At 73.1% G+C, this 18,182-nt stretch carries 18 protein-coding genes; 12 read left to right on the forward strand and 6 right to left on the reverse strand.

The features are described 5' to 3' along the window. Both ACGF13_RS15720 and ACGF13_RS15725 read right to left on the reverse strand, forming a co-directional pair. Entirely contained in the window at positions 1-330 is a 330-nt protein-coding gene (locus ACGF13_RS15720; protein WP_392874435.1) for a hypothetical protein, read from the reverse strand. Positions 331-467: 137 nt separating this feature from the next. Beyond that, the gene (locus ACGF13_RS15725) at positions 468-1,145 is read right to left on the reverse strand and encodes a TetR/AcrR family transcriptional regulator (protein WP_392874438.1); all 678 of its coding nucleotides are present in this window, start codon (positions 1,143-1,145) and stop codon (positions 468-470) included. Positions 1,146-1,264: 119 nt separating this feature from the next. On the opposite strand from ACGF13_RS15725, the gene ACGF13_RS15730 reads away from it, so the two are divergent. The 3 genes from ACGF13_RS15730 (at position 1,265) to ACGF13_RS15740 (ending at position 3,769) form a co-directional block, all read left to right on the forward strand. Then, entirely contained in the window at positions 1,265-2,146 is an 882-nt protein-coding gene (locus tag ACGF13_RS15730; protein ID WP_392874440.1) for an NAD(P)-dependent oxidoreductase, read from the forward strand. 216 nt (positions 2,147-2,362) lie between these two features. Next, complete coding sequence (locus tag ACGF13_RS15735) at positions 2,363-3,073, forward strand: GntR family transcriptional regulator (protein WP_392874442.1); 711 nt, start codon at positions 2,363-2,365, stop codon at positions 3,071-3,073. Between the two features lie 99 nt (positions 3,074-3,172). Further along, entirely contained in the window at positions 3,173-3,769 is a 597-nt protein-coding gene (locus tag ACGF13_RS15740) for a Uma2 family endonuclease (protein WP_392874445.1), read from the forward strand. 1 nt (position 3,770) lies between these two features. Here ACGF13_RS15740 and ACGF13_RS15745 read toward each other — a convergent pair whose 3' ends face one another. Beyond that, positions 3,771-4,454 (reverse strand): ABC transporter ATP-binding protein, encoded by a 684-nt coding sequence (locus tag ACGF13_RS15745; protein WP_392874448.1) that lies wholly within the window; start codon positions 4,452-4,454, stop codon positions 3,771-3,773. Positions 4,455-4,527: 73 nt separating this feature from the next. Beyond that, positions 4,528-5,604 (reverse strand): ABC transporter permease, encoded by a 1,077-nt coding sequence (locus ACGF13_RS15750; protein WP_392874451.1) that lies wholly within the window; start codon positions 5,602-5,604, stop codon positions 4,528-4,530. 163 nt (positions 5,605-5,767) lie between these two features. Here ACGF13_RS15750 and ACGF13_RS15755 point away from each other — a divergent pair, with 163 nt between their 5' ends. From ACGF13_RS15755 to ACGF13_RS15765, 3 genes are read left to right on the forward strand one after another with little or no spacing between them, the layout of a single operon-like run. After that, entirely contained in the window at positions 5,768-6,973 is a 1,206-nt protein-coding gene (locus tag ACGF13_RS15755; RefSeq protein WP_392874453.1) for a sensor histidine kinase, read from the forward strand. Beyond that, the gene (locus ACGF13_RS15760) at positions 6,970-7,596 is read left to right on the forward strand and encodes a response regulator (RefSeq protein WP_392874456.1); all 627 of its coding nucleotides are present in this window, start codon (positions 6,970-6,972) and stop codon (positions 7,594-7,596) included. Before ACGF13_RS15755 ends, ACGF13_RS15760 begins: the two co-directional genes overlap by 4 nt. A gap of 50 nt (positions 7,597-7,646) precedes the next feature. After that, positions 7,647-8,669, forward strand: coding sequence for an NAD(P)H-dependent flavin oxidoreductase (locus ACGF13_RS15765; protein ID WP_392874459.1), 1,023 nt, complete (start codon positions 7,647-7,649; stop codon positions 8,667-8,669). A gap of 4 nt (positions 8,670-8,673) precedes the next feature. Here the strand turns inward: ACGF13_RS15765 and ACGF13_RS15770 are convergent, their stop codons facing one another. Further along, positions 8,674-10,125, reverse strand: a complete 1,452-nt coding sequence (locus ACGF13_RS15770) for an aminopeptidase P family protein (RefSeq protein ID WP_392874462.1) — start codon at positions 10,123-10,125, stop codon at positions 8,674-8,676. A 160-nt stretch (positions 10,126-10,285) separates the two neighbouring features. On the opposite strand from ACGF13_RS15770, the gene ACGF13_RS15775 reads away from it, so the two are divergent. The 5 genes from ACGF13_RS15775 to ACGF13_RS15795 are packed head-to-tail and all read left to right on the forward strand — an operon-like array spanning position 10,286 to position 15,968. Next, entirely contained in the window at positions 10,286-12,034 is a 1,749-nt protein-coding gene (locus ACGF13_RS15775; protein ID WP_392874465.1) for an ABC transporter substrate-binding protein, read from the forward strand. Between the two features lie 13 nt (positions 12,035-12,047). Next, the gene (locus ACGF13_RS15780) at positions 12,048-13,010 is read left to right on the forward strand and encodes an ABC transporter permease (RefSeq protein ID WP_392874468.1); all 963 of its coding nucleotides are present in this window, start codon (positions 12,048-12,050) and stop codon (positions 13,008-13,010) included. Then, positions 13,007-13,993, forward strand: a complete 987-nt coding sequence (locus ACGF13_RS15785; protein ID WP_392874471.1) for an ABC transporter permease — start codon at positions 13,007-13,009, stop codon at positions 13,991-13,993. The genes ACGF13_RS15780 and ACGF13_RS15785 overlap by 4 nt, the downstream gene beginning before the upstream one ends. Further along, positions 13,993-14,994: an ABC transporter ATP-binding protein gene (locus tag ACGF13_RS15790; protein WP_392874474.1), complete on the forward strand. Its 1,002-nt coding sequence runs from the start codon at positions 13,993-13,995 to the stop codon at positions 14,992-14,994. Before ACGF13_RS15785 ends, ACGF13_RS15790 begins: the two co-directional genes overlap by 1 nt. Then, positions 14,991-15,968, forward strand: a complete 978-nt coding sequence (locus ACGF13_RS15795; RefSeq protein ID WP_392874477.1) for an ABC transporter ATP-binding protein — start codon at positions 14,991-14,993, stop codon at positions 15,966-15,968. The genes ACGF13_RS15790 and ACGF13_RS15795 overlap by 4 nt, the downstream gene beginning before the upstream one ends. A gap of 161 nt (positions 15,969-16,129) precedes the next feature. On the opposite strand, the gene soxR is transcribed toward ACGF13_RS15795, so the two are convergent. Further along, a complete protein-coding gene (gene soxR / locus ACGF13_RS15800; protein WP_392874480.1) occupies positions 16,130-16,603 on the reverse strand; it encodes a redox-sensitive transcriptional activator SoxR in 474 nt (157 codons plus the stop codon). A gap of 60 nt (positions 16,604-16,663) precedes the next feature. On the opposite strand from soxR, the gene ACGF13_RS15805 reads away from it, so the two are divergent. Then, positions 16,664-18,121: an MFS transporter gene (locus ACGF13_RS15805; protein ID WP_392874483.1), complete on the forward strand. Its 1,458-nt coding sequence runs from the start codon at positions 16,664-16,666 to the stop codon at positions 18,119-18,121. The last annotated feature ends 61 nt before the right edge of the window (positions 18,122-18,182 follow it).

Consider the following 18,182-nt stretch of genomic DNA (forward strand, 5'->3'; position numbering starts at 1 on the left):
TCAGTCTCCGTGGAAGGCCAGCCAACTGCCCGGAATGGCGGCACAGTTGGCGAGCAGGTTACGCAGGTCGCGGACGGCCGCCCGCTGCTCCTCGGTGGTGCAGCGGGCGAGCAGCGCGGTGGCCTCCTCGAAGGCGGCGCCGGCGTCCTGTTCGTTGAACAGCGTGTCGCCGTACGGGTCGATCCGGCCGAGCCGGTGGTGCGCCGGATCGGTGTGCCGGGCCAGGGCGATGGTGAGGGCCTCGCCGGGGCTCGAAAGGTGCAGCATCCGGGGGCGGGTGCGGCGGCCGTCGTTCGGGCGGCCGTCGTACAGCGCCATGTCGATTCCCACGTCCGTTACTCCTGTCGGTGGTCGGGAGTCGTGGAACCGGAGCCGGCGCAGCGGGAAGGGATCCCCCGCTGCGCCGGCTCCTCGCGTTTTCCCGGCCGGGTTCGCTGGCCCGGTGTCCGGTGTCCGGTGCCCCGGTGTCAGGCCCGGTCGGCGGCGTAGGCGGTGACCAGCCGGGCCAGGTGCTTGCCGGTGACCAGCAGCGGCTCCTCGCTGCGGGCGACCTGGGCGGCGAGCTCGGCGCCCTCCAGGGCGCCGATCACCGTGCCGGCCAGCTCGCGGGCGTCCTCCTCGCCGATACCGGCGGCGCGCAGCCGGTCCGTCACGAGGGCCCGCCAGTTGGCGAAGGCCTCGGCGACCGCCTCCTCGATCACCGGCGCCCGGCCGATCGTCTCCAGGGCGGTGCTGGTGATCGGGCAGCCGTCCTGCCAGTCGGACCTGCGCAGTTCGGTGGCGAGCAGCCGGGTGCAGGAGGTCATCGCCGTGCCCAGGTCCGGCGAGGAGCCGAGCCCGGCGCGCAGCAGGACGGCGAACTCCTCGTCGCCGTGCCGGATCGCCTCGGCGGCCAGCTCCTGCTTGCCGCCGGGGAAGAAGTGGTAGACGGACCCGAGGGTGGCCTCGGCCTCGCGGGAGATCTGCTTGATCCCGGTGCCCTCGTACCCCTGGCGCTGCAGCAGCCGGGAGGTGGCCCGGACGATCCGCTCGCGGGTGCCGGGTTTCGCCTCGGCCGTCGCACTGGTGCCGGCGCCGGTCTTCGTGCCGGTCTTCGCGCCGGCCTTCGGGCCGGTCTTCGCGTCGGCTCTCTCGGGCGTCTTCACGCCGCGATCCTAGCCGAGATTCTGAGTAGAGCGTTCGTTCCAGTCCTGTGCTAGCGTCGGCCCGGCGCTCTGAATAGAGCGTTCGTTCCAGAGGATCGGTCCAGTGGAGGGGAAGACGCATGTCCGTTGAGCGGCAGTCGAAGCGGTCCGTGACGGTGATCGGGCTCGGCCCGATGGGGCAGGCCATGGCCGGGGCGTTCCTGGACGCCGGGTACGAGGTCACGGTGTGGAACCGCACGGCCGCGCGGGCCGGGGAGCTCGTCGCCCGGGGCGCGCGGTTGGCGCCCGACGCGGAGGCGGCGGTGGCGGCGAACGAGCTGGTGGTGCTCAGCCTCACCGACTACGACGCCGTGTTCGAGGTGCTGGAGGCGGTCGAGCCGGCGCTGCGGGGGAAGGTCGTCGCCAACCTCAGCTCGGACACCCCCGGGCGGGCCCGCGAAGCCGCCCGCCGGCTGGCCGAGCTCGGCGCCGTCCACCTGACCGGAGGGGTGCAGGTGCCGCCGTCGGGCATCGGCAACCCCGGGTCGTCCACCTTCTACAGCGGCCCGGTCGAGCCGTTCCGGCGGCACCGGGCGGCCCTGGAGGTGCTCACCGGGGCCGACTACCGGGGCGACGACCCCGGGCTGGCGCAGCTGTACTACCAGATCCAGATGGACCTGTTCTGGACCTCGATGGTCGGCTACCTGCACGCCACGGCGATCGCCGAGGCCAACGGGATCCCGGCCGAGGAGTTCCTGCCGTACCTGAGCTCGACCGCCGCCTCGATGCCCGGCTTCCAGGCGTTCTACGCACCGCGGATCACCGCCGGGGACCACCGCGGGGACGTCGACCGGCTGGCGATGGCGCTGGCGAGCATCGAGCACGTCCGGCACACCGCGGAGGCCTCCGGGGTGGACGGCGCGCTGCCGGCCGTCCTGGCGGAGGCGGTCCGGCGGGGTGTCGAGGCCGGGAACGGCGCGGCGAGCCTGAGCACGCTGGTGGGGCGGTTCCGCCGGGCGTAGCCCTCCGTGCGGGTCCGGAGGTGGGCCTGAAGATCGTGTGCCGTCGGCCGTTGTCACGGCCGACGGCCGCTGCCACCATGGCTTTCGGGGGGTGCGAGGGGTCGTCGCGGCGGGCTCGTGACGGGCTGGTGACGGGTGTTCGAATCACTGGCTGTTGCGCACGCAACGTAACGTGACATTGTACGCTGGTGTTCTGCACCCACCCGGAGGAACACCATGGCCGACCTCAAATCCCGCACCCTGATCTCCGTACAGGAGCGGCTTCGCGACCAGGTCGCCCACGCACTCCGGGCGGCCCTGATCTCCGGCGAACTGCGCCCCGGCGTGGTCTACTCCGCACCCGCGCTCGCCGCCGACTTCGGCGTCTCCGCGACGCCGGTCCGCGAGGCCATGCTCGACCTCGCCCGCGAGGGCCTGGTCGAGGCCGTCCGCAACAAGGGCTTCCGGGTCACCGAGCTGACCGACCGCGACCTCGACGACTTCACCGAGATCCGCGCCCTGATCGAGGTCCCGACCGTCGGCCGGGTGGCCCGCACCGCCACCAAGGAGCAGCTGGAGCGGCTGCGCCCGCAGGCCGAGGCGATCGTCGCGGCGGCCGGCAAGCACGACCTGATCGGCTACCTGGAGGCCGACCGCCAGTTCCACCTGGACCTCCTGGGTCTGGCCGGCAACAGCCGGCTGGTCGAGGTCGTCGGCGACCTGCGCAAGCGCTCGCGCCTGTACGGTCTCAACCGGCTCGACGAGCGCGGCGAGCTGGTCTCCTCGGCCCAGGAGCACCTGGAGCTGCTGGACCTGCTGCTCGCCGGCGACTCCGCCGGGGCGGAGGCCTGCATGACCCGCCACCTCAGCCACGTCCGCTCCCTGTGGGCCGGCGAGGAGAAGCCCGCCGAGCCGGAGCCCTCGGCCCTGCGCCTGCGGTCCAGGTAGGGGCAAACCGCTCGTTCGGGTGAAGAGTGAGGATCGGGCGTCGGGAGATGCCCGGGTTCTACGATGATGCTCTCGACATCGGCAGCCAGGAGGAAATCCATGTCCGCCGCAGCAGTGGAAGAGCCCTTCGAGCAGCTGACGCTGCTCGAATCCGCAGAGCTGGTCTCCCAGCAGCTTGTGGGGCACCGGGTCGAGATCCTCGGAGGACAGATCACAGTGACGCCGCCCGCAGACGGCCAGCACGGTGACTCTCTCACCAGCATGAGCGTTCCGTTCCTCATGGCGGGCCTCCACGGCGATACGACCCGTGTGATCCAGGGGATCGGCCTCTGGCTGCCCCAGGGGCCATCGGACTACGCCGTTCCCGACATGTCGATCGTCGATGCCGACTACGCGGACCACCTGATCGAGCGCAACTGCTACGACCCGGCGATCTTCAGGCTGGTGGTGGAGGTGACCTCCTCGAACCACCTGACCGATCTCAAGATCAAGCCGACCTTGTACGCGGAAGCCGGAGTGCCCGTCTACGCCATCGTCGACCGCAAGAACCTGAAGGTCATGGTCCTGACCGACCCGCGGGACGGCGAGTACCGCGTGCACGCCGTCCACCACCCGGGGCAGTCCTTCACCCTGCCGGAGTCGATCGGAGCGTCGGTGACGCTCTCGGTGGACGACGTGCTGACGGCCAAGAAGTAGGTCAGACCGCCGCCGCGGGCAGCGTCAGCCGGCCGTCGTGGACCTCGGCGACCTGGTCGACGGCCGTCAGGTGGGTGCGGTCGTGGGTGACCAGGACGGTGGCGGTGGCCCGGCGGTGGGTGAGGTCGGTGATCAGGTCGAGGACGGCGGCGCCGCGTTCGTGGTCGAGGGCGCTGGTGGGTTCGTCCACCAGGAGCACCGTGGGGTCGTTCATCAGCGCGCGGGCGATGTTGACCCGCTGACGCTGGCCGCCGGAGAGCTGGTGGGGGCGGCGGGCGGCCTGGTCGCGCAGGCCGACGGCGTCCAGGAGTTCCAGGGCGCGGGGCAGGGCGCTGCGCGGGGGGCGGCCGTCGAGGTGGGCCATCACCTGCAGCTGCTCCACGGCGGTGAGCGAGGGCAGCAGGTTGGCCTGCTGGAAGACGATGCCGATCCTGCTGCGGCGCAGCGCGGTGAGGTCCGCCCGGCTGAGGCCCGTGGTGTCGGTGCCGTCGATGACGACCTGCCCGGAGTCCGGGGTGATCAGGGTGGCGGCCACCGCCAGCAGGCTGGACTTGCCGGAGCCGGAGGGGCCGACGACGGCGGTGAGCGAGCCCTTGGGGACGGTCAGCGAGACCTCGTCGAGGGCGGTGAGGCGGCCGTCGCCGTCCGGGTAGGTCAGGGTGATGCGGTCCAGTACGAGGCTCATACGCCCGTCTCGCTTCGCTCGGCGGAGGCATTCGCCCACGCGCACCTTTCAATGGTCACTTCGCTTTGCTCGTTCATCGGGCGCTCCCCAGGGCGGTCAGCGGGTCGACGGAGGTGATCCGGCGGATGGACAGGGCCGCGCCGATCGCGCCGAGGGCGATCATGACGGCGGCGGGCAGCAGGACGGTCGGGGCGTCCAGCACGAAGGGGACGGCGGAGCCGATCAGCGCGCCGAAGCCGGAGGCGATCGCGGTGCCCAGCAGGGTGCCGAGCACCAGCAGCAGGACGGCCTGGCCGAGGGCGTCGCGCAGCAGGTAGCGGGTTGAGGCGCCGAGGGCCTTGAGGACGGCGATGTCGCCGCTGCGCTGGATCGTCCAGACGGTGAAGAACGCGCCGATCACCAGGGCGGAGATGGCGAACAGGAAGCCGCGCATCAGCTGGAGGGAGCCGTTCTCCGAGGTGTAGGAGCCGATCGCGGCGAGGGCGTCGTCGCGGGTGTGGGTCTCGGTGCCGTGGCGGGCGTCGGCGGCGGCCAGGTCGGCGCCCTTCGCCGTGTCGAGTGCGATGACGGTGGCGTGGCCGGCGCCGCCGGGGGCGAACCGCTGCCAGTCGGTGAGGCTGGTCCAGATCACCGGGGTGTGGCTGTACGCGGCGTCGCCGTCGACGGCGGCGACCCGCAGCGGGTGCCCGGCCAGGGTGAACTCGGCGCCGGTGGTGAGGCCGCCCAGGTTCTCCGCGGCGGTCTTGGACAGCACGGCCTGGCCGGCGGTGATCCGGCCGCCCTGCGGGGCGAGGCCGGAGCCCTCCGGGACGCCGAAGGCGGACAGTGCGGCGGTGCGCTGCCCGGCGGCGGCCTTGGTGGTGGTGATGCCGAGCGGCTGGGCGGAGGTGACGCCGGGCTCGCGGGCCCAGGCCTGCCACTGTTCGGGGGTGACCTGGGAGTCGGTGAAGGAGAGCTTCTGCCCGTCGGCGGGCTTGCCGAAGACCAGGTGGTCGGCGGGCAGGCCGGTGATGGCGGAGATGTTCTGCCGGCCGAGCCCGGCGGTCAGTCCGGACAGCAGGCCGACCAGGACGGTGATCAGCACGATGACGGTCCCCATCAGGGCGAACCGCCCCTTGGCGAACCTCAGGTCCCTCCAGGCGACGAACACGTTGGGCCTTCCTCTGCGCAGGTGTTTTCGACCCTTCCACCGTCCTGGACGACGGGGCCTCGGGGCATCGCGCCGGGGATTGCATCCTGGGCATCAAAGGGAAGACGCCGAGTTCAACCTTTTGATTGATGCCGGACCGGTGGTGCCGACTTAGGCTGGACGGATGGCGACCGAACGATCCAGAACCACCCCCGTCGCCCGCGTCCTCCAGGTCTGCCTGCACCTGCTCGTGGCGGGCCTGCTCGCGCTCGCCGTCGCCCGGGCCGTCTTCGTCGACCGCAGCGGTGATCCCGCGGCCGTCGCCGCGGCGGCCACCGCGATGGCGGCCGTCTACACCGTCGGGCCGCAGCTGGCCGCCGTGCGCCGTTCGCGCCGGGCGGCCGCGCTCTGGCTGGTGCTGCTCGGCGTCACCTGGGCGGGTGTGCTGATCGCCACCCAGGACGGGGTCTGGCTGGCCTTCCCGCTGTACTTCCTGGAGCTGCACCTGCTCGGGCGGCGCGGCGGCCTGGTCGCCGTCGGGCTGACCGCCGCCGCGTCGATCGCCGCGTGGTCCTGGCACCAGCACAGCTTCAGCTTCGCCGCCTCGATCGGGCCCGCGCTCGGCGCGGCCGTCGCCACCGCGACCGTGCTCGGCTACCAGGCGCTGTACCGGGAGAGCGAGGAGCGGCGCCGGTTGATCGACGACCTCACCGCCGCCCGCGCCGACGCCGCCGCCGCGCACCACGCGGCCGGGGTGCTGGCCGAGCGCGAGCGGCTCGCCCGGGAGATCCACGACACCCTCGCGCAGAGCCTCAGCTCCATCCAGTTGCTGCTGCGGGCCGCCCAGCGGGCCCTGCCGGAGCGCACCGAGGCCGCCGCCGGGTACGTCGAGCAGGCGCGCCAGGCCGCGCAGGACAACCTGGACGAGGCCCGCAGGTTCGTCCGGGCGCTCACCCCGCCCGCGCTGGACGGGGATCCGCTGCCGGTCGCGCTGGAGCGGCTGTGCGCGACGACGACGGCGCACGGCACGCTGCCCGTCCACCTGCACGTCTCCGGCGACCCGGTCCGCTTGCCGGCCGCGCAGGAGGTCGCGCTGCTGCGGATCGCGCAGTCGGCGCTCGGCAACACCATCCGGCACGCGGCGGCGACCCGCGCCGAGGTGACACTCAGCTACATGGAGGGCGAGGTGGCGTTGGACGTGGTCGACGACGGGGCCGGGTTCGATCCGGCGGCGGTCGCGGGCCGCACCAGTGAGGAGGGCGGGTTCGGGCTGCCCTCGATGCGGGCCAGGGCGCGGGCGCTCGGCGGCAGCTTCACGGTGGAGTCGGTGCCCGGCGAGGGCACGGCGGTGGCGGTGCAGCTGCCGGTCACCGCGGAGGCCGGCTCGTGATCGGGCTGCTCATCGCGGACGACCACCCGGTGGTGCGGGCCGGACTGCGGGCGGTGCTGGAGTCCGAGCCGGACTTCACCATCGTCGCGGAGGCGGCCACCGCCGAGCGGGCCGTCGAGCTGGCCGCGGAGCCGGGCGTGGACGTGGTGCTGATGGACCTCCAGTTCGGTCCGGGGTCGGCGATGAACGGGGCGCAGGCCACCGCGGCGATCACCGCCAGGCCGGGCGCGCCCCGGGTGCTGGTGGTCACCACGTACGACACCGACGCGGACACCCTGCCGGCCCTGGAGGCCGGCGCCACCGGCTACCTGCTGAAGGACGCGCCACCGGAGGAACTGGCCCAGGCGGTACGGGCCGCCGCGGCCGGGCGCAGCGCGCTGGCGCCCAGCGTCGCGGACCGGCTGCTGGAGCGGATGCGGACGCCGGCGGCGGCGCTCAGCGCCCGGGAGACCGAGGTGCTGGGGCTGGTCGCGGACGGGCTGGCCAACCAGCGGATCAGCCAGCGGCTGCACCTGAGCCAGGCCACGGTGAAGTCCCATCTGGTGCACATCTACACCAAGTTGGGGGTGGACTCGCGTACGGCGGCGGTGCGCGAGGCGCGACGGCGGGGGCTGATCCGCTGAGCGTAGGGTGGGATCGGTCCCCGTGCCCGCCCGCAGTGTGAGGAGCCCCGATGGCCGTCGGTATCCATGACCTCGCCGTGCCCGTGATCGCCGCCCCGATGGCGGGCGGGCCCTCGACGCCCGAGCTGGTGGCGGCGGTGAACCGGGCCGGCGGGCTGGGGTTCCTGGCCGCCGGGATGAAGAGTGCCGCCGGGATGTCCGAACAGATCGCCGCGGTACGGAAGGCCGGCGACCGGCCGTTCGGGGTGAACCTCTTCGTGCCGGGCCCGCCCGGGGACCGGGTGGCCGTCGCCGCCTACCGGGAGCGGCTGCGGCCCGAGGCCGAGCGGTGGGACGTGACGCTGCCGGAGGAGGCCGAGCCGGACCGGGACGACTGGGAGGCCAAGCTCGCCGCGCTGGTCGCGGACCCGGTGCCGGTGGTCTCGTACACCTTCGGGTTGCCGACGGCCGAGGAGGCGGCGGCGCTGCGGGCGGTCGGGACGACCCAGGTCGCCACCGTCACCACGCCGCGGGAGGCGCGGGCGGCGCAGGCCCTCGGGATGGACGCGCTGTGCGTGCAGGGCCCGGAGGCGGGCGGCCACCGGGGCACCCACCGGGTGGCGGACGTGCCGGGGGACCTGCCGCTGCTCCGACTGCTGCCCGCCGTACGGGAGGTGACGGCGCTGCCGCTGGTCGCCGCGGGCGGGCTCGGCGACGGCCCGGCCGTCGCGGCGGCCCTGCGGGCGGGGGCGGTGGCGGTGCAGCTGGGCACGGCGCTGCTGCGCTCCGACGAGTCCGGTGCCCCGGCCGCCCACCGGGCCGCGCTCGTCGAACTCCCGGAGACGGCCGTCACCCGGGCCTTCACCGGCCGTCCCGCCCGCGGCCTGCGCAACGCCTTCATCGACCGCTACGGCCCCTACGCCCCGCCCGCCTACCCCGAGGTCAACCGCCTCACCACCCCCCTGCGCGCCGCCGCCGCCCGCCGCGGCGACACCGCCGCCATGCACCTCTGGGCCGGCACGGCCCACCTGCTCGCCCGCACCGGCCCCGCGGAGGCGATCGTCACCGAGCTGTGGCGCGCGGCGCGGGGGTAGTCGCTCAGCTCAGCAGGTCGGCCATCCAGGACTCGACGGCGTCGGCGGTGCGGGGGAGGGCGCCGGACATCAGGTGGGCGCCGTCGGCGGTGATGACCAGGTCGTCCTCGATGCGGATGCCGAGGCCGCGGAGTTCGGCGGGGAGGGTCTCGTCGTCGGGCTGGAGGTAGAGGCCGGGTTCGACGGTGAGGACCATGCCCTCCTCCAGGGTGCCGTCGAGGTAGCGGTCGGCGCGGGACCTGGCGCAGTCGTGGTAGTCGAGGCCGAGCATGTGGCCGCTGCCGCAGAGGGTGTAGCGGCGGTAGAGGCCGTTGTCCTCGGCGAGGGCCTCCTCGGCGGAGACGGGCAGGACGCCCCAGTCGGCGAGGCCCTCGGCGATGACGCGCATGGCGGCGCGGTGGAAGTCGCGGAACTGCGCCCCCGGGCGCAGGGCGGCGATGCCGGCGCTCTGGGCGGCGAGGACGAGGTCGTAGGCCTGGCGCTGGACCGGGGTGAAGGTGCCGCTGAGCGGGAGGGTGCGGGTGATGTCGGCGGCGTAGAGGGTGTCGGTCTCGACGCCCGCGTCCAGCAGCAGCAGGGAGTTCGGGTCGAGGGCGCCGTCGTTGCGGATCCAGTGCAGCACGCAGGCGTGGGCGCCGGAGGCGGCGATGGTGGTGTACGAGGTGCCGTTGCCCTCGGCGCGGGCGCGCAGGTCGAAGACGCCCTCGATCCAGCGTTCGCCGCGGTGGTGGCGCAGGGCGGTGGGCAGGGCGCGGACGACGTCCTCGAAGCCGGTGGTGGTGTGGTCGACGGCCAGCTGCAGCTGGCCGATCTCCCAGGCGTCCTTGACCAGGCGCAACTCGGAGAGGACGGCGGCCAGTTCGCCGTCGCGGAGTCCGTCGTCCGGCCGCCCGGTGGCCTCGTCGACCAGCGGGTCGGTGCCGGCCAGCACCCGGGTGGGCGGCTGGGGGCCGCTGAGCAGCTTGCCGAGGTCGTCGAGGTGTTCGGTGCGCACCCCGGTGAGTCGGGCCGCCTCGGCGAGGTCGGGCCGGGAGCCGACCCAGAACTCGCCGTAGCGGCGGTCGCGGTAGAACTCGCCGCCGTCGCGGGGGGAACGCGGGCGCAGGTAGAGGATCGGCTCGTGGCCTTCGGGGCCGGCCGGTTCGAGGACCAGGACGTGGTCGGCCTGGTCCTCGCCGGTGAGGCCGGTGAGCCAGACGTACGCGCTGTGCGGGCGGAAGCGGTAGTCGAGGTCGTTGCAGCGGACCTTGAGCCGGCCGGCCGGGACGATCAGCCGTTCGCCGGGGAAGGCGGCGGAGAGCCGGGCGCGGCGGCCGGGGAAGCGGTCGTAGCCGGGGACCCGCCGGTCGGTGGGGAGCGGGGTGGCGGCCCAGCTGGTGGCCATGAACGAGGCGAGGGCGGGGGAGACCGGGAGGTCGTGGCTTCCGGTGTTGAGGCCGGTCGTGGGGAGGGTCACCGGTGAACTCCTAGATGGGGCTGGGGAGATGCGGGCACGGACACAGCTCGGTAACGGAGGGCGTCACCTCTTGTGCAGTGCAATTTCACATTACTATGTTACGGGTCACACAGCGCAGCCGGCCAGATCGCGGGATCGGGCCCCCACAGCGGAGTTGCACATGACCAGGCGCACCCACGCCGCCCTCGCGGCGGCCCTCGCGGCGACCCTCACCCTCGGCCTCGGGGCCTGCTCCAACGACAAGAGCGACAGCGGCACCGACGCCGCCCCCTCCGACGGCAAGGGCCCGGGCGCGGCGTCCGGCTCGATCATCGGCGGCACCCCGGTCAAGGGCGGCACCCTCACCGTCCTGACCAACCAGGACTTCGCCCACCTCGACCCGGCCCGCAACTGGACCGTCCCGCACATGGACTTCGGCACCCGGCTGATCTACCGCACCCTGACCACCTTCAAGTCCGAACCGGGCGCCGCCGGCAGCGAGATCGTCCCGGACCTCGCCACCGACCTCGGCAAGTCCTCCGAGGGCGGCAAGGTGTGGACCTTCACGCTGAAGGACGGCCTCAAGTACGAGGACGGCACGCCGATCAAGTCCGCCGACATCAAGTACAACGTCGAGCGCTCCTTCTCCCCGGACCTCACCGGCGGCCCCGACTACGCGATCCAGTACATGGCGGGCGGCGAGAACTACAAGGGCCCGCTGGGCGGCGAGCACCTGGCCAGCATCGAGACCCCGGACGACAAGACGATCGTCTTCCACCTGAAGCGCCCGGTCGCCGAGTTCTCCTCCACCGTCTCGCTGCCGACCTTCTCCCCGGTGCCGCAGTCCCAGGAGAAGGGCACCCAGTACGACGCCCGGCCGTTCTCCTCCGGCCCGTACAAGATCGAGACCTACGACCGCGGCAAGCAGCTGGTGCTGGTCCGCAACACCAACTGGGACGCGGCCACCGACACCGTCCGCAAGGCGTACCCGGACAAGGTCGTGGTCACCCAGGGCATCAAGGGCGGCCAGGCCGACGACCGGATCATCGCCAGCGACGGCGCCGACGCCAACGCCATCAACATGCCCTGGATGCAGCACGAGACCGTCGCCAAGGTGCTGCCCAAGCCGGACATCAAGTCCCGGATGGCCGCCGAGGTCACCGGCTGCACCGACATGCTGTACCTGAACACCGCCAAGGCCCCCTTCGACGACCCGAAGGTGCGCGAGGCGATGATGTGGGCGGTCGACCGCGACGCGCAGGTGACGGCCTTCGGCGGCCCGGCGATGGCCGACGTGGCGACCTCCTACCTGCCGCCCTCGCTGACCGCCGGCGTCAAGTCCGACCCGTTGAAGATCCCGGCCACCGGGGACCCGGAGAAGGCCAAGAAGCTGCTCCAGGACGCCGGCAAGACCGACCTCAAGGTCTCGCTCACCGTCTCGCTCGGCGACAAGACCCGTGCCGAGGCGATCCAGCAGTCGCTGTCCAAGGCCGGCGTCCAGGTCACCATCAACACCACCGACCCGTCAGCCTTCCAGGACACCGTCGGCGACATCAAGAACGCCCCGGACCTGACCATCCAGGGCTGGTGCCCCGACTACCCCTCCGGTGCGACCTTCCTGCCGTTCCAGTTCGACGGCCGCACCATCAAGGAGAAGGGCAACCAGGGCAACCTGAGCCAGTTCAAGGACCAGGCCACGATGGACCGGATGGACCAGATCGCGGCCATGACGGACGTCAACGAGGCCAACAAGGCCTGGCAGCAGCTGGACCAGGACCTGCTGAAGAAGGCCCCGGCCGTCCCGCTGATCTGGCAGCGCCGCCCCCTGCTGGTCGGCTCCAACGTGGCCGGCGCGTTCGGCAACCAGGGCTACGCCGGCATGCTCGACCTGGGTGCCATCGGCCTCAAGGACCCCGCCAAGGGCAAGTGAGGGGCCGTCAGCGATGAGTACCACCACTGAGCCCCCCGCCGTGGCCGACGCCACGGCGGGGGGCGCCAAGAAGAGTGCCGGGCGCGGGCCCTGGCGGCTGGTCTGGGACCAGCTGTGGGCCAAGGGCTCGGCCCGGTTCGGACTGATCACCGTCGGCGTGCTGCTCCTGGCCGCCGCGCTGGCCGGCCCGCTCAGCTCGCTCGGCGGCTGGACCCCCGAGGAGTTCGACAAGCGCGCCATCGACCCGTACCTGGGCGGCGTGCCCCGGGGCGACTTCGGCGGCATCAGCGCCCGGCACTGGCTCGGCGTCGAGCCGGGCACCGGCCGCGACCTGTTCGCCCGGGTGCTGCACGGCGGCCAGGTCTCCCTGCTGATCGCCTTCACCGCGACGGCCGTCGTCGTGCTCGTCGGCACCCTGGCCGGCATCGCGGCGGGCTACTTCGGCGGGCGCGTCGACACCCTGCTGTCCCGGCTGATGGACCTCACGATGTCCTTCCCCTCGCTGATCTTCATGATCGCGATGATGTCGGTGGCCAAGGACGTCAACCGGATCCTGCTGATCACCCTGGTGATCGGGCTGTTCACCTGGCCCGGCATCGCCCGGGTGGTGCGCGGCCAGACCCTCTCGCTCAAGCACCGCGAGTACGTCGAGGCCGCCAAGGTCGGCGGGGCGCGCTCCTGGCGCATCCTCACCCGGGAGATCCTGCCGAACGTCTCCGGCCCGATCATCGCCTACACCACCCTGCTGGTCCCCGGCATGATCGCCACCGAGGCCGCGCTCAGCTACCTCGGCGTGGGCGTCCGCCCGCCGACCGCGTCCTGGGGCCAGATGATCGCCGAGAGCATCGTGCACTACGAGACCGACCCGACCTACTTCCTGATCCCGACCGCCTTCCTGTTCGTCGCCGTGCTCGCGTTCACCCTGCTCGGGGACGCGCTGCGCGACATCCTCGACCCCCGGGGAGGCCGGTCGTGATCCTCTACCTCGGCCGCCGGCTGCTCGGCGTGGTGGGCATCCTGCTCGCCATCTGCGCCATCACCTTCACCATCTTCTACCTGCTGCCCAACGACCCGGCCGCGGCCGCCTGCGGCAAGACCTGCAGCCCCGAGCGGCTCGCCGACGTCAAGGCGGCGATGGGCCTGGACAAGCCGGTCTGGGACCAGTTCCTCGCCTACCTCGGCGGCATCTTCGCCGGCCGCGACTACGGCTCCGGCCCCAGCGCCGTGCACTGCGGCTTCCCCTGCCTCGGCTACTCCTACGAGTACGGGCTGCCGGTGTGGGACCTGCTCACCGACCGCCTGCCGGTCTCCATCTCGCTGGCACTCGGCGCGGCCGTGCTCTGGCTGGTCCTCGGCCTCGGCGCGGGCGTCACCTCGGCGCTGCGCAAGGGCCGGCCGGTCGACAAGGCGCTGATGGTGCTGTCCGTCGGCACCGCCTCGCTGCCGGTCTACTTCACCTCGATCATGCTGATCTGGGGCGTCGTCAGGACGGCCGGCCTGCTGCCCTACCCGGCGTACCACAAGTTCACCGAGAACCCCTTCGAGTGGGCCTCCAACCTGCTGCTGCCGTGGATCGCGCTGGCCCTGCTGTACGCGGCGATGTACGCCCGGCAGAGCCGCAACTCGATGATCGAGACGATGGCCGAGCCGTACATCCGCACCGCCCGGGCCAAGGGCCTGCCGTCGCGGACGGTCACCGTCAAGCACGGGCTGCGCTCCGGGATGACGCCGATCCTGACCATCTTCGGGATGGACCTCGGCGGGCTGCTGGCCGGTGCCGTCATCACCGAGTCGATCTTCGGCCTGCCCGGCGTCGGCCGGCTGTTCTACGACGGCCTGGCCCGATCCGACCAGCCCGTCATCCTCGGCGTCACCCTGCTCGCGGCCTTCTTCATCGTCGCGGCGAACCTGCTGGTCGACCTGCTCTACGCGTTCGTCGACCCGAGAGTGAGGTACTGATGGCCGAGCTGTTGGAGGTCGAGGACCTCAAGGTCGCCTTCGACACCCCGCGCGGCACCGTCCGGGCGGTGGACGGGATCTCCTTCACCGTCCAGGCCGGGCGGACCCTGGGGTTGGTCGGCGAGTCGGGCAGCGGGAAGTCCGTCACCTCGCTCGCCGTCATGGGCCTGCACCGCGGCGCCACCGTCACCGGCTCGATCCGGCTGAACGGCCAGGAGCTGAGCGGCCTGGGGGAGCGGGAGCTGGGAGTCGTCCGGGGCCGGCGGATCGCGATGATCTTCCAGGACCCGCTGTCCAGCCTGCACCCCTTCTACACCGTCGGGGAGCAGATCGCCGAGCACTACCGGGTGCACTTCAAGGCCAACCGCAAGGCCGGGCGGGCCCGGGCGGTGGAGATGCTGGCCGAGGTCGGCATCCCCGAGCCGGCCCGCCGGGTCGACGAGTACCCGCACCAGTTCTCCGGCGGCATGCGCCAGCGCGTCATGATCGCCATGGCGCTCGCCTGCGAGCCCGAGCTGCTGATCGCCGACGAGCCCACCACGGCGCTCGACGTCACCGTCCAGGCGCAGATCCTCGACCTGATCGCCCGGATCCAGCAGGAGCGCGGCCTCGGCGTCGTGATGATCACCCACGACCTCGGCGTGGTCGCCCGGGTCGCCCACGAGGTCCTGGTCATGTACGGCGGCCGGGCCGCCGAACAGGCCCCGGTGGACCGGCTGTTCGCGCAGCCCGCGCACCCGTACACGCGCGGCCTGCTGGACTCGCTGCCGCGCCTGGACGACACCGACGACGCCCCGCTGCGGGCCATCCCCGGCAGCCCGCCGTCGCTGATCGCCCCCGCCCCCGGCTGCTCCTTCGCCCCGCGCTGCGCCCGCACCACCGCCGCGTCCGCCGAGGAGCACGCCCGCTGCCTGGCCGAGCGCCCCCTGCTCGGCCCGCTCGCCCCCGGCCACCAGGCCGCCTGCCACCTGCCGCTGGTGCCGGAAGGGGTGTCGCGATGACTCAGCCGTTGCTCTCGGTACGGGACCTGGTGAAGACCTTCCCCGGCCGGCGCGGGCGCACCGGGCGGCCCGGCGCGCCGATCCGGGCGGTGGACGGGGTGAGCTTCGACGTCGGCGCGGGCGAGACGCTCGGCCTGGTCGGCGAGTCCGGCTGCGGCAAGTCGACCACCGGGCGGATGATCGTCCGGCTGCTCGACCCGACCTCGGGCACCGTCACCTTCGACGGCACCGAGATCGGCGGGCTCTCCCAGGCGCAGCTGCGGCCGCACCGGCGCGACCTCCAGATGGTCTTCCAGGACCCGTACTCCTCGCTCAACCCCCGGCAGACGGTGGCCCGGATCATCTCCGAGCCGCTGCTGGTCCAGGGCGAGAGCGCGACGGCCGCGCGCGAGCGGGCCGCCGAGCTGATGGAGCTGGTCGGGCTGATCCCCGAGCACCTGGACCGCTACCCGCACGAGTTCTCCGGCGGCCAGGCCCAGCGCATCGGCATCGCCCGCTCGCTGGCCACCTCGCCGCGGCTGGTGATCGCCGACGAGCCGGTCTCCGCGCTGGACGTCTCCATCCAGGCCCAGGTGGTCAACCTGATGGAGCGGCTCCAGAAGGAGCTGGGGCTGGCGTACGTGTTCATCGCCCACGACCTCTCGGTGGTCAAGCGGGTCTGCGACCGGGTCGCGGTGATGTACCTGGGCCGGATCGTGGAGATCGGCGACAAGGCCGAGGTGTACGGCAACCCCGCGCACCCGTACACCAGGGCGCTGCTGTCCGCCGTCCCGCTGCCCGACCCGGAGGCGGAGCGGACCAGGGAGCGGATCGTGCTGCTCGGCGACCCGCCGAGCCCGGCCGCCCCGCCCCCCGGCTGCACCTTCCACCCGCGCTGCCCGAAGGCCCAGGACCTGTGCCGGACCGAGCGGCCGCTGCTGAGGATCGCCGGGCCCGGCGAGCGGCAGGCGGCCTGCCACTTCCCGGAGGCCTGAGGCGTGTCCCGCGGATTCCGTCGGCCCCGGCCCGGATCCGCGGGACCCGGCCCGAGGCACCAATGACCCCCGGTCGGACGCGGCGGGGAACCCTGCGAGGGCCGCGTCCGACCGGGTTCCACCCTTCCCGTCCCAGGCCTCGTCCCGTCCCGGCCCTCGTCTCAGTCCTCGACGGGCAGCAGGCCCTCGCCCGGCAGCAGCCGGCGCGGGCCCGGCCCCTCGGCGGCGAGTTCGTCCCCCGGGTTGAGCACCCGGCAGCGGCGCAGCGACACGCAGCCGCAGCCGATGCAGCCGGTCAGCTCCTCCTCCAGCCGCTCCAGCTCGGCCCGGCGGGCGCGCAGCTGCTCGGCCCAGCGCCGGGAGATCCGCTCCCAGTCGTGCTTGCCGGGCATCCGGTCCTCGGGCAGTCCGGTGAACACCTCGGCGACCTCGGAGAGCGGGATGCCGAGCCGTTTGGCGACCAGGATGAGCGAGATCCGGCGCAGCACGTGCCGCCGGTAGCGGCGCTGGTTGCCCGCCGTGCGCTCGGAGGAGATCAGCCCCTGGTCCTCGTAGAAGCGCACCGCCGAGGTGGCGATCCCGGCCCGCCGGGCCACCTCGCCGACGCTCAGCAGATCGACCGGTGCGGTGGTCATGGCGGCTCCTCGGCGGTCGGTCTTGACTTCAAGTTTTGTTGAAGTCCTAGCGTACCGGACGTGACCGAATCAGTTGCCGCCAAGAACGACAGAACCCAGCCCGAGCTGGGAAGTTACCCTAAGGAGTCGCCGTCCGCGGGAGCCACCGGCGGGTGGCGCGAACTCTTCTCCCGCCGCTACGCCGCCCCCGCCTCGATCCTGGCCGGCGGCGTCGCGCTGTACGCGATGAACCTCTACTTCACCGCCGCCCTGATGCCCTCGATCGTGGCCGACATCGGCGGCGAGCGGTACTACGCCTGGGTGGCCACCGGCTTCCTGACGGCCGCCGTCATCGCCTCGATGCTGGTCAGCCGTCTGCTGGACCGGCTCGGCGCCGCCCGGGCCTACGTGCTGGGCTTCCTGGTCTTCGGCGCCGGCGCGGTGGTCAACGCGCTCAGCCCGTCGATGGCGGCGCTGATCACCGGCCGGGTGGTGCAGGGCCTCGGCGGCGGCCTGGTCGCCGGGCTCGGCTACGCCGTGATCCGCAGCGCCCTGCCGGAGCGGCTGTGGACCCGTGCGGCCGGGCTGGTCTCCGCGATGTGGGGTGTCGGCACCCTGGTCGGCCCGTCGCTGGGCGGGCTCTTCGCCCAGCTCGGCATCTGGCGCGGGGCGTACGTCCTGCTGCTGGCCGCCGCGCTCGTGCTGGCGGCGCTGGCCCGCCGGGTGCTGCCCGGGCGCTCCGGCGCGGGGCACGGCAGCGGCCCGGTGCCGCTGCCCTCGCTGCTGCTGCTCACCCTGGCGGCGGCCGCCTTCAGCGTCAGCTCGACCGTGCCGAGCGGCTGGCCGACGGCGCTCTGCCTGCTCGCCGGACTGGCGCTGCTGGCGGGCTTCGTCTCGGCCGAGCGGCGCGCGGCGGCGACGGTGCTGCCGCAGCAGACCTACCGGGCCGGCAACCCGCTGAAGTGGCTCTACCTGACCGTCGCGGTGCTCTGCGCGGGCGTGGTGACGGAGAACTTCATCCCGCTGTTCGGCCAGGAGCTGGGCGGGCTCTCCCCGCTGGTGGCCGGGTTCCTCGGCGCCACGACCTCGGCCGGCTGGACCACCGCCCAGCTGTTCAGCGTCGGCATCGAGTCGGCCCGCGGCTGGGCCCTGGCGATCCGCACCGCGCCGCTGGTGCTGGTCGCCGGCCTGCTGGTCTACGGGCTGTCGCAGACCGGGCACGCCTCCGGGCTTCGGGTCCTGCTGTGGGCGGTGGCGCTGTTCGGCGCCGGCACCGGGATCGGGCTGGCCTTCCCGCACCTGAGCGTGGCCGCGATGCGCAGCAGCAGCGACCCGGCCGAGGGCGGCAAGGCGGCCGCGGCGATCAACACCACCCAGCTGATCGCCTTCTCGGTGACCTCGGCACTGGCCGGCACGCTGGTCAACCTGGGCGGCGACACCCCGGTCGACTCGGCCCGGTACATGACCTTCGGGATAGCCGCGATCACCGTCCTCGGGGTGGCGACCGCGGCCCGCACCGCCCGTGCTCTGGGGCGGTGAGGACACGGACCGGCCCCGGATCCCCTTCGTCGGGGGGATCCGGGGCCGCTTTTCACACGGT

It is taken from the genome of Kitasatospora sp. NPDC048286 (genome assembly GCF_043201735.1).
Lineage (GTDB): Bacteria > Actinomycetota > Actinomycetes > Streptomycetales > Streptomycetaceae > Kitasatospora.

Coding starts and splice junctions, on each gene's coding strand:
- ACGF13_RS15730 (WP_392874440.1), top strand. CDS start 1,265: ATGTCCGTTGAGCGGCAGTCGAAGCGGTCCGTGACGGTGATCGGGCTC.
- ACGF13_RS15735 (WP_392874442.1), top strand. CDS start 2,363: ATGGCCGACCTCAAATCCCGCACCCTGATCTCCGTACAGGAGCGGCTT.
- ACGF13_RS15740 (WP_392874445.1), top strand. CDS start 3,173: ATGTCCGCCGCAGCAGTGGAAGAGCCCTTCGAGCAGCTGACGCTGCTC.
- ACGF13_RS15745 (WP_392874448.1), bottom strand. CDS start 4,454: ATGAGCCTCGTACTGGACCGCATCACCCTGACCTACCCGGACGGCGAC.
- ACGF13_RS15755 (WP_392874453.1), top strand. CDS start 5,768: ATGGCGACCGAACGATCCAGAACCACCCCCGTCGCCCGCGTCCTCCAG.
- ACGF13_RS15765 (WP_392874459.1), top strand. CDS start 7,647: ATGGCCGTCGGTATCCATGACCTCGCCGTGCCCGTGATCGCCGCCCCG.
- ACGF13_RS15775 (WP_392874465.1), top strand. CDS start 10,286: ATGACCAGGCGCACCCACGCCGCCCTCGCGGCGGCCCTCGCGGCGACC.
- ACGF13_RS15780 (WP_392874468.1), top strand. CDS start 12,048: ATGAGTACCACCACTGAGCCCCCCGCCGTGGCCGACGCCACGGCGGGG.
- ACGF13_RS15790 (WP_392874474.1), top strand. CDS start 13,993: ATGGCCGAGCTGTTGGAGGTCGAGGACCTCAAGGTCGCCTTCGACACC.
- ACGF13_RS15795 (WP_392874477.1), top strand. CDS start 14,991: ATGACTCAGCCGTTGCTCTCGGTACGGGACCTGGTGAAGACCTTCCCC.
- soxR (WP_392874480.1), bottom strand. CDS start 16,603: ATGACCACCGCACCGGTCGATCTGCTGAGCGTCGGCGAGGTGGCCCGG.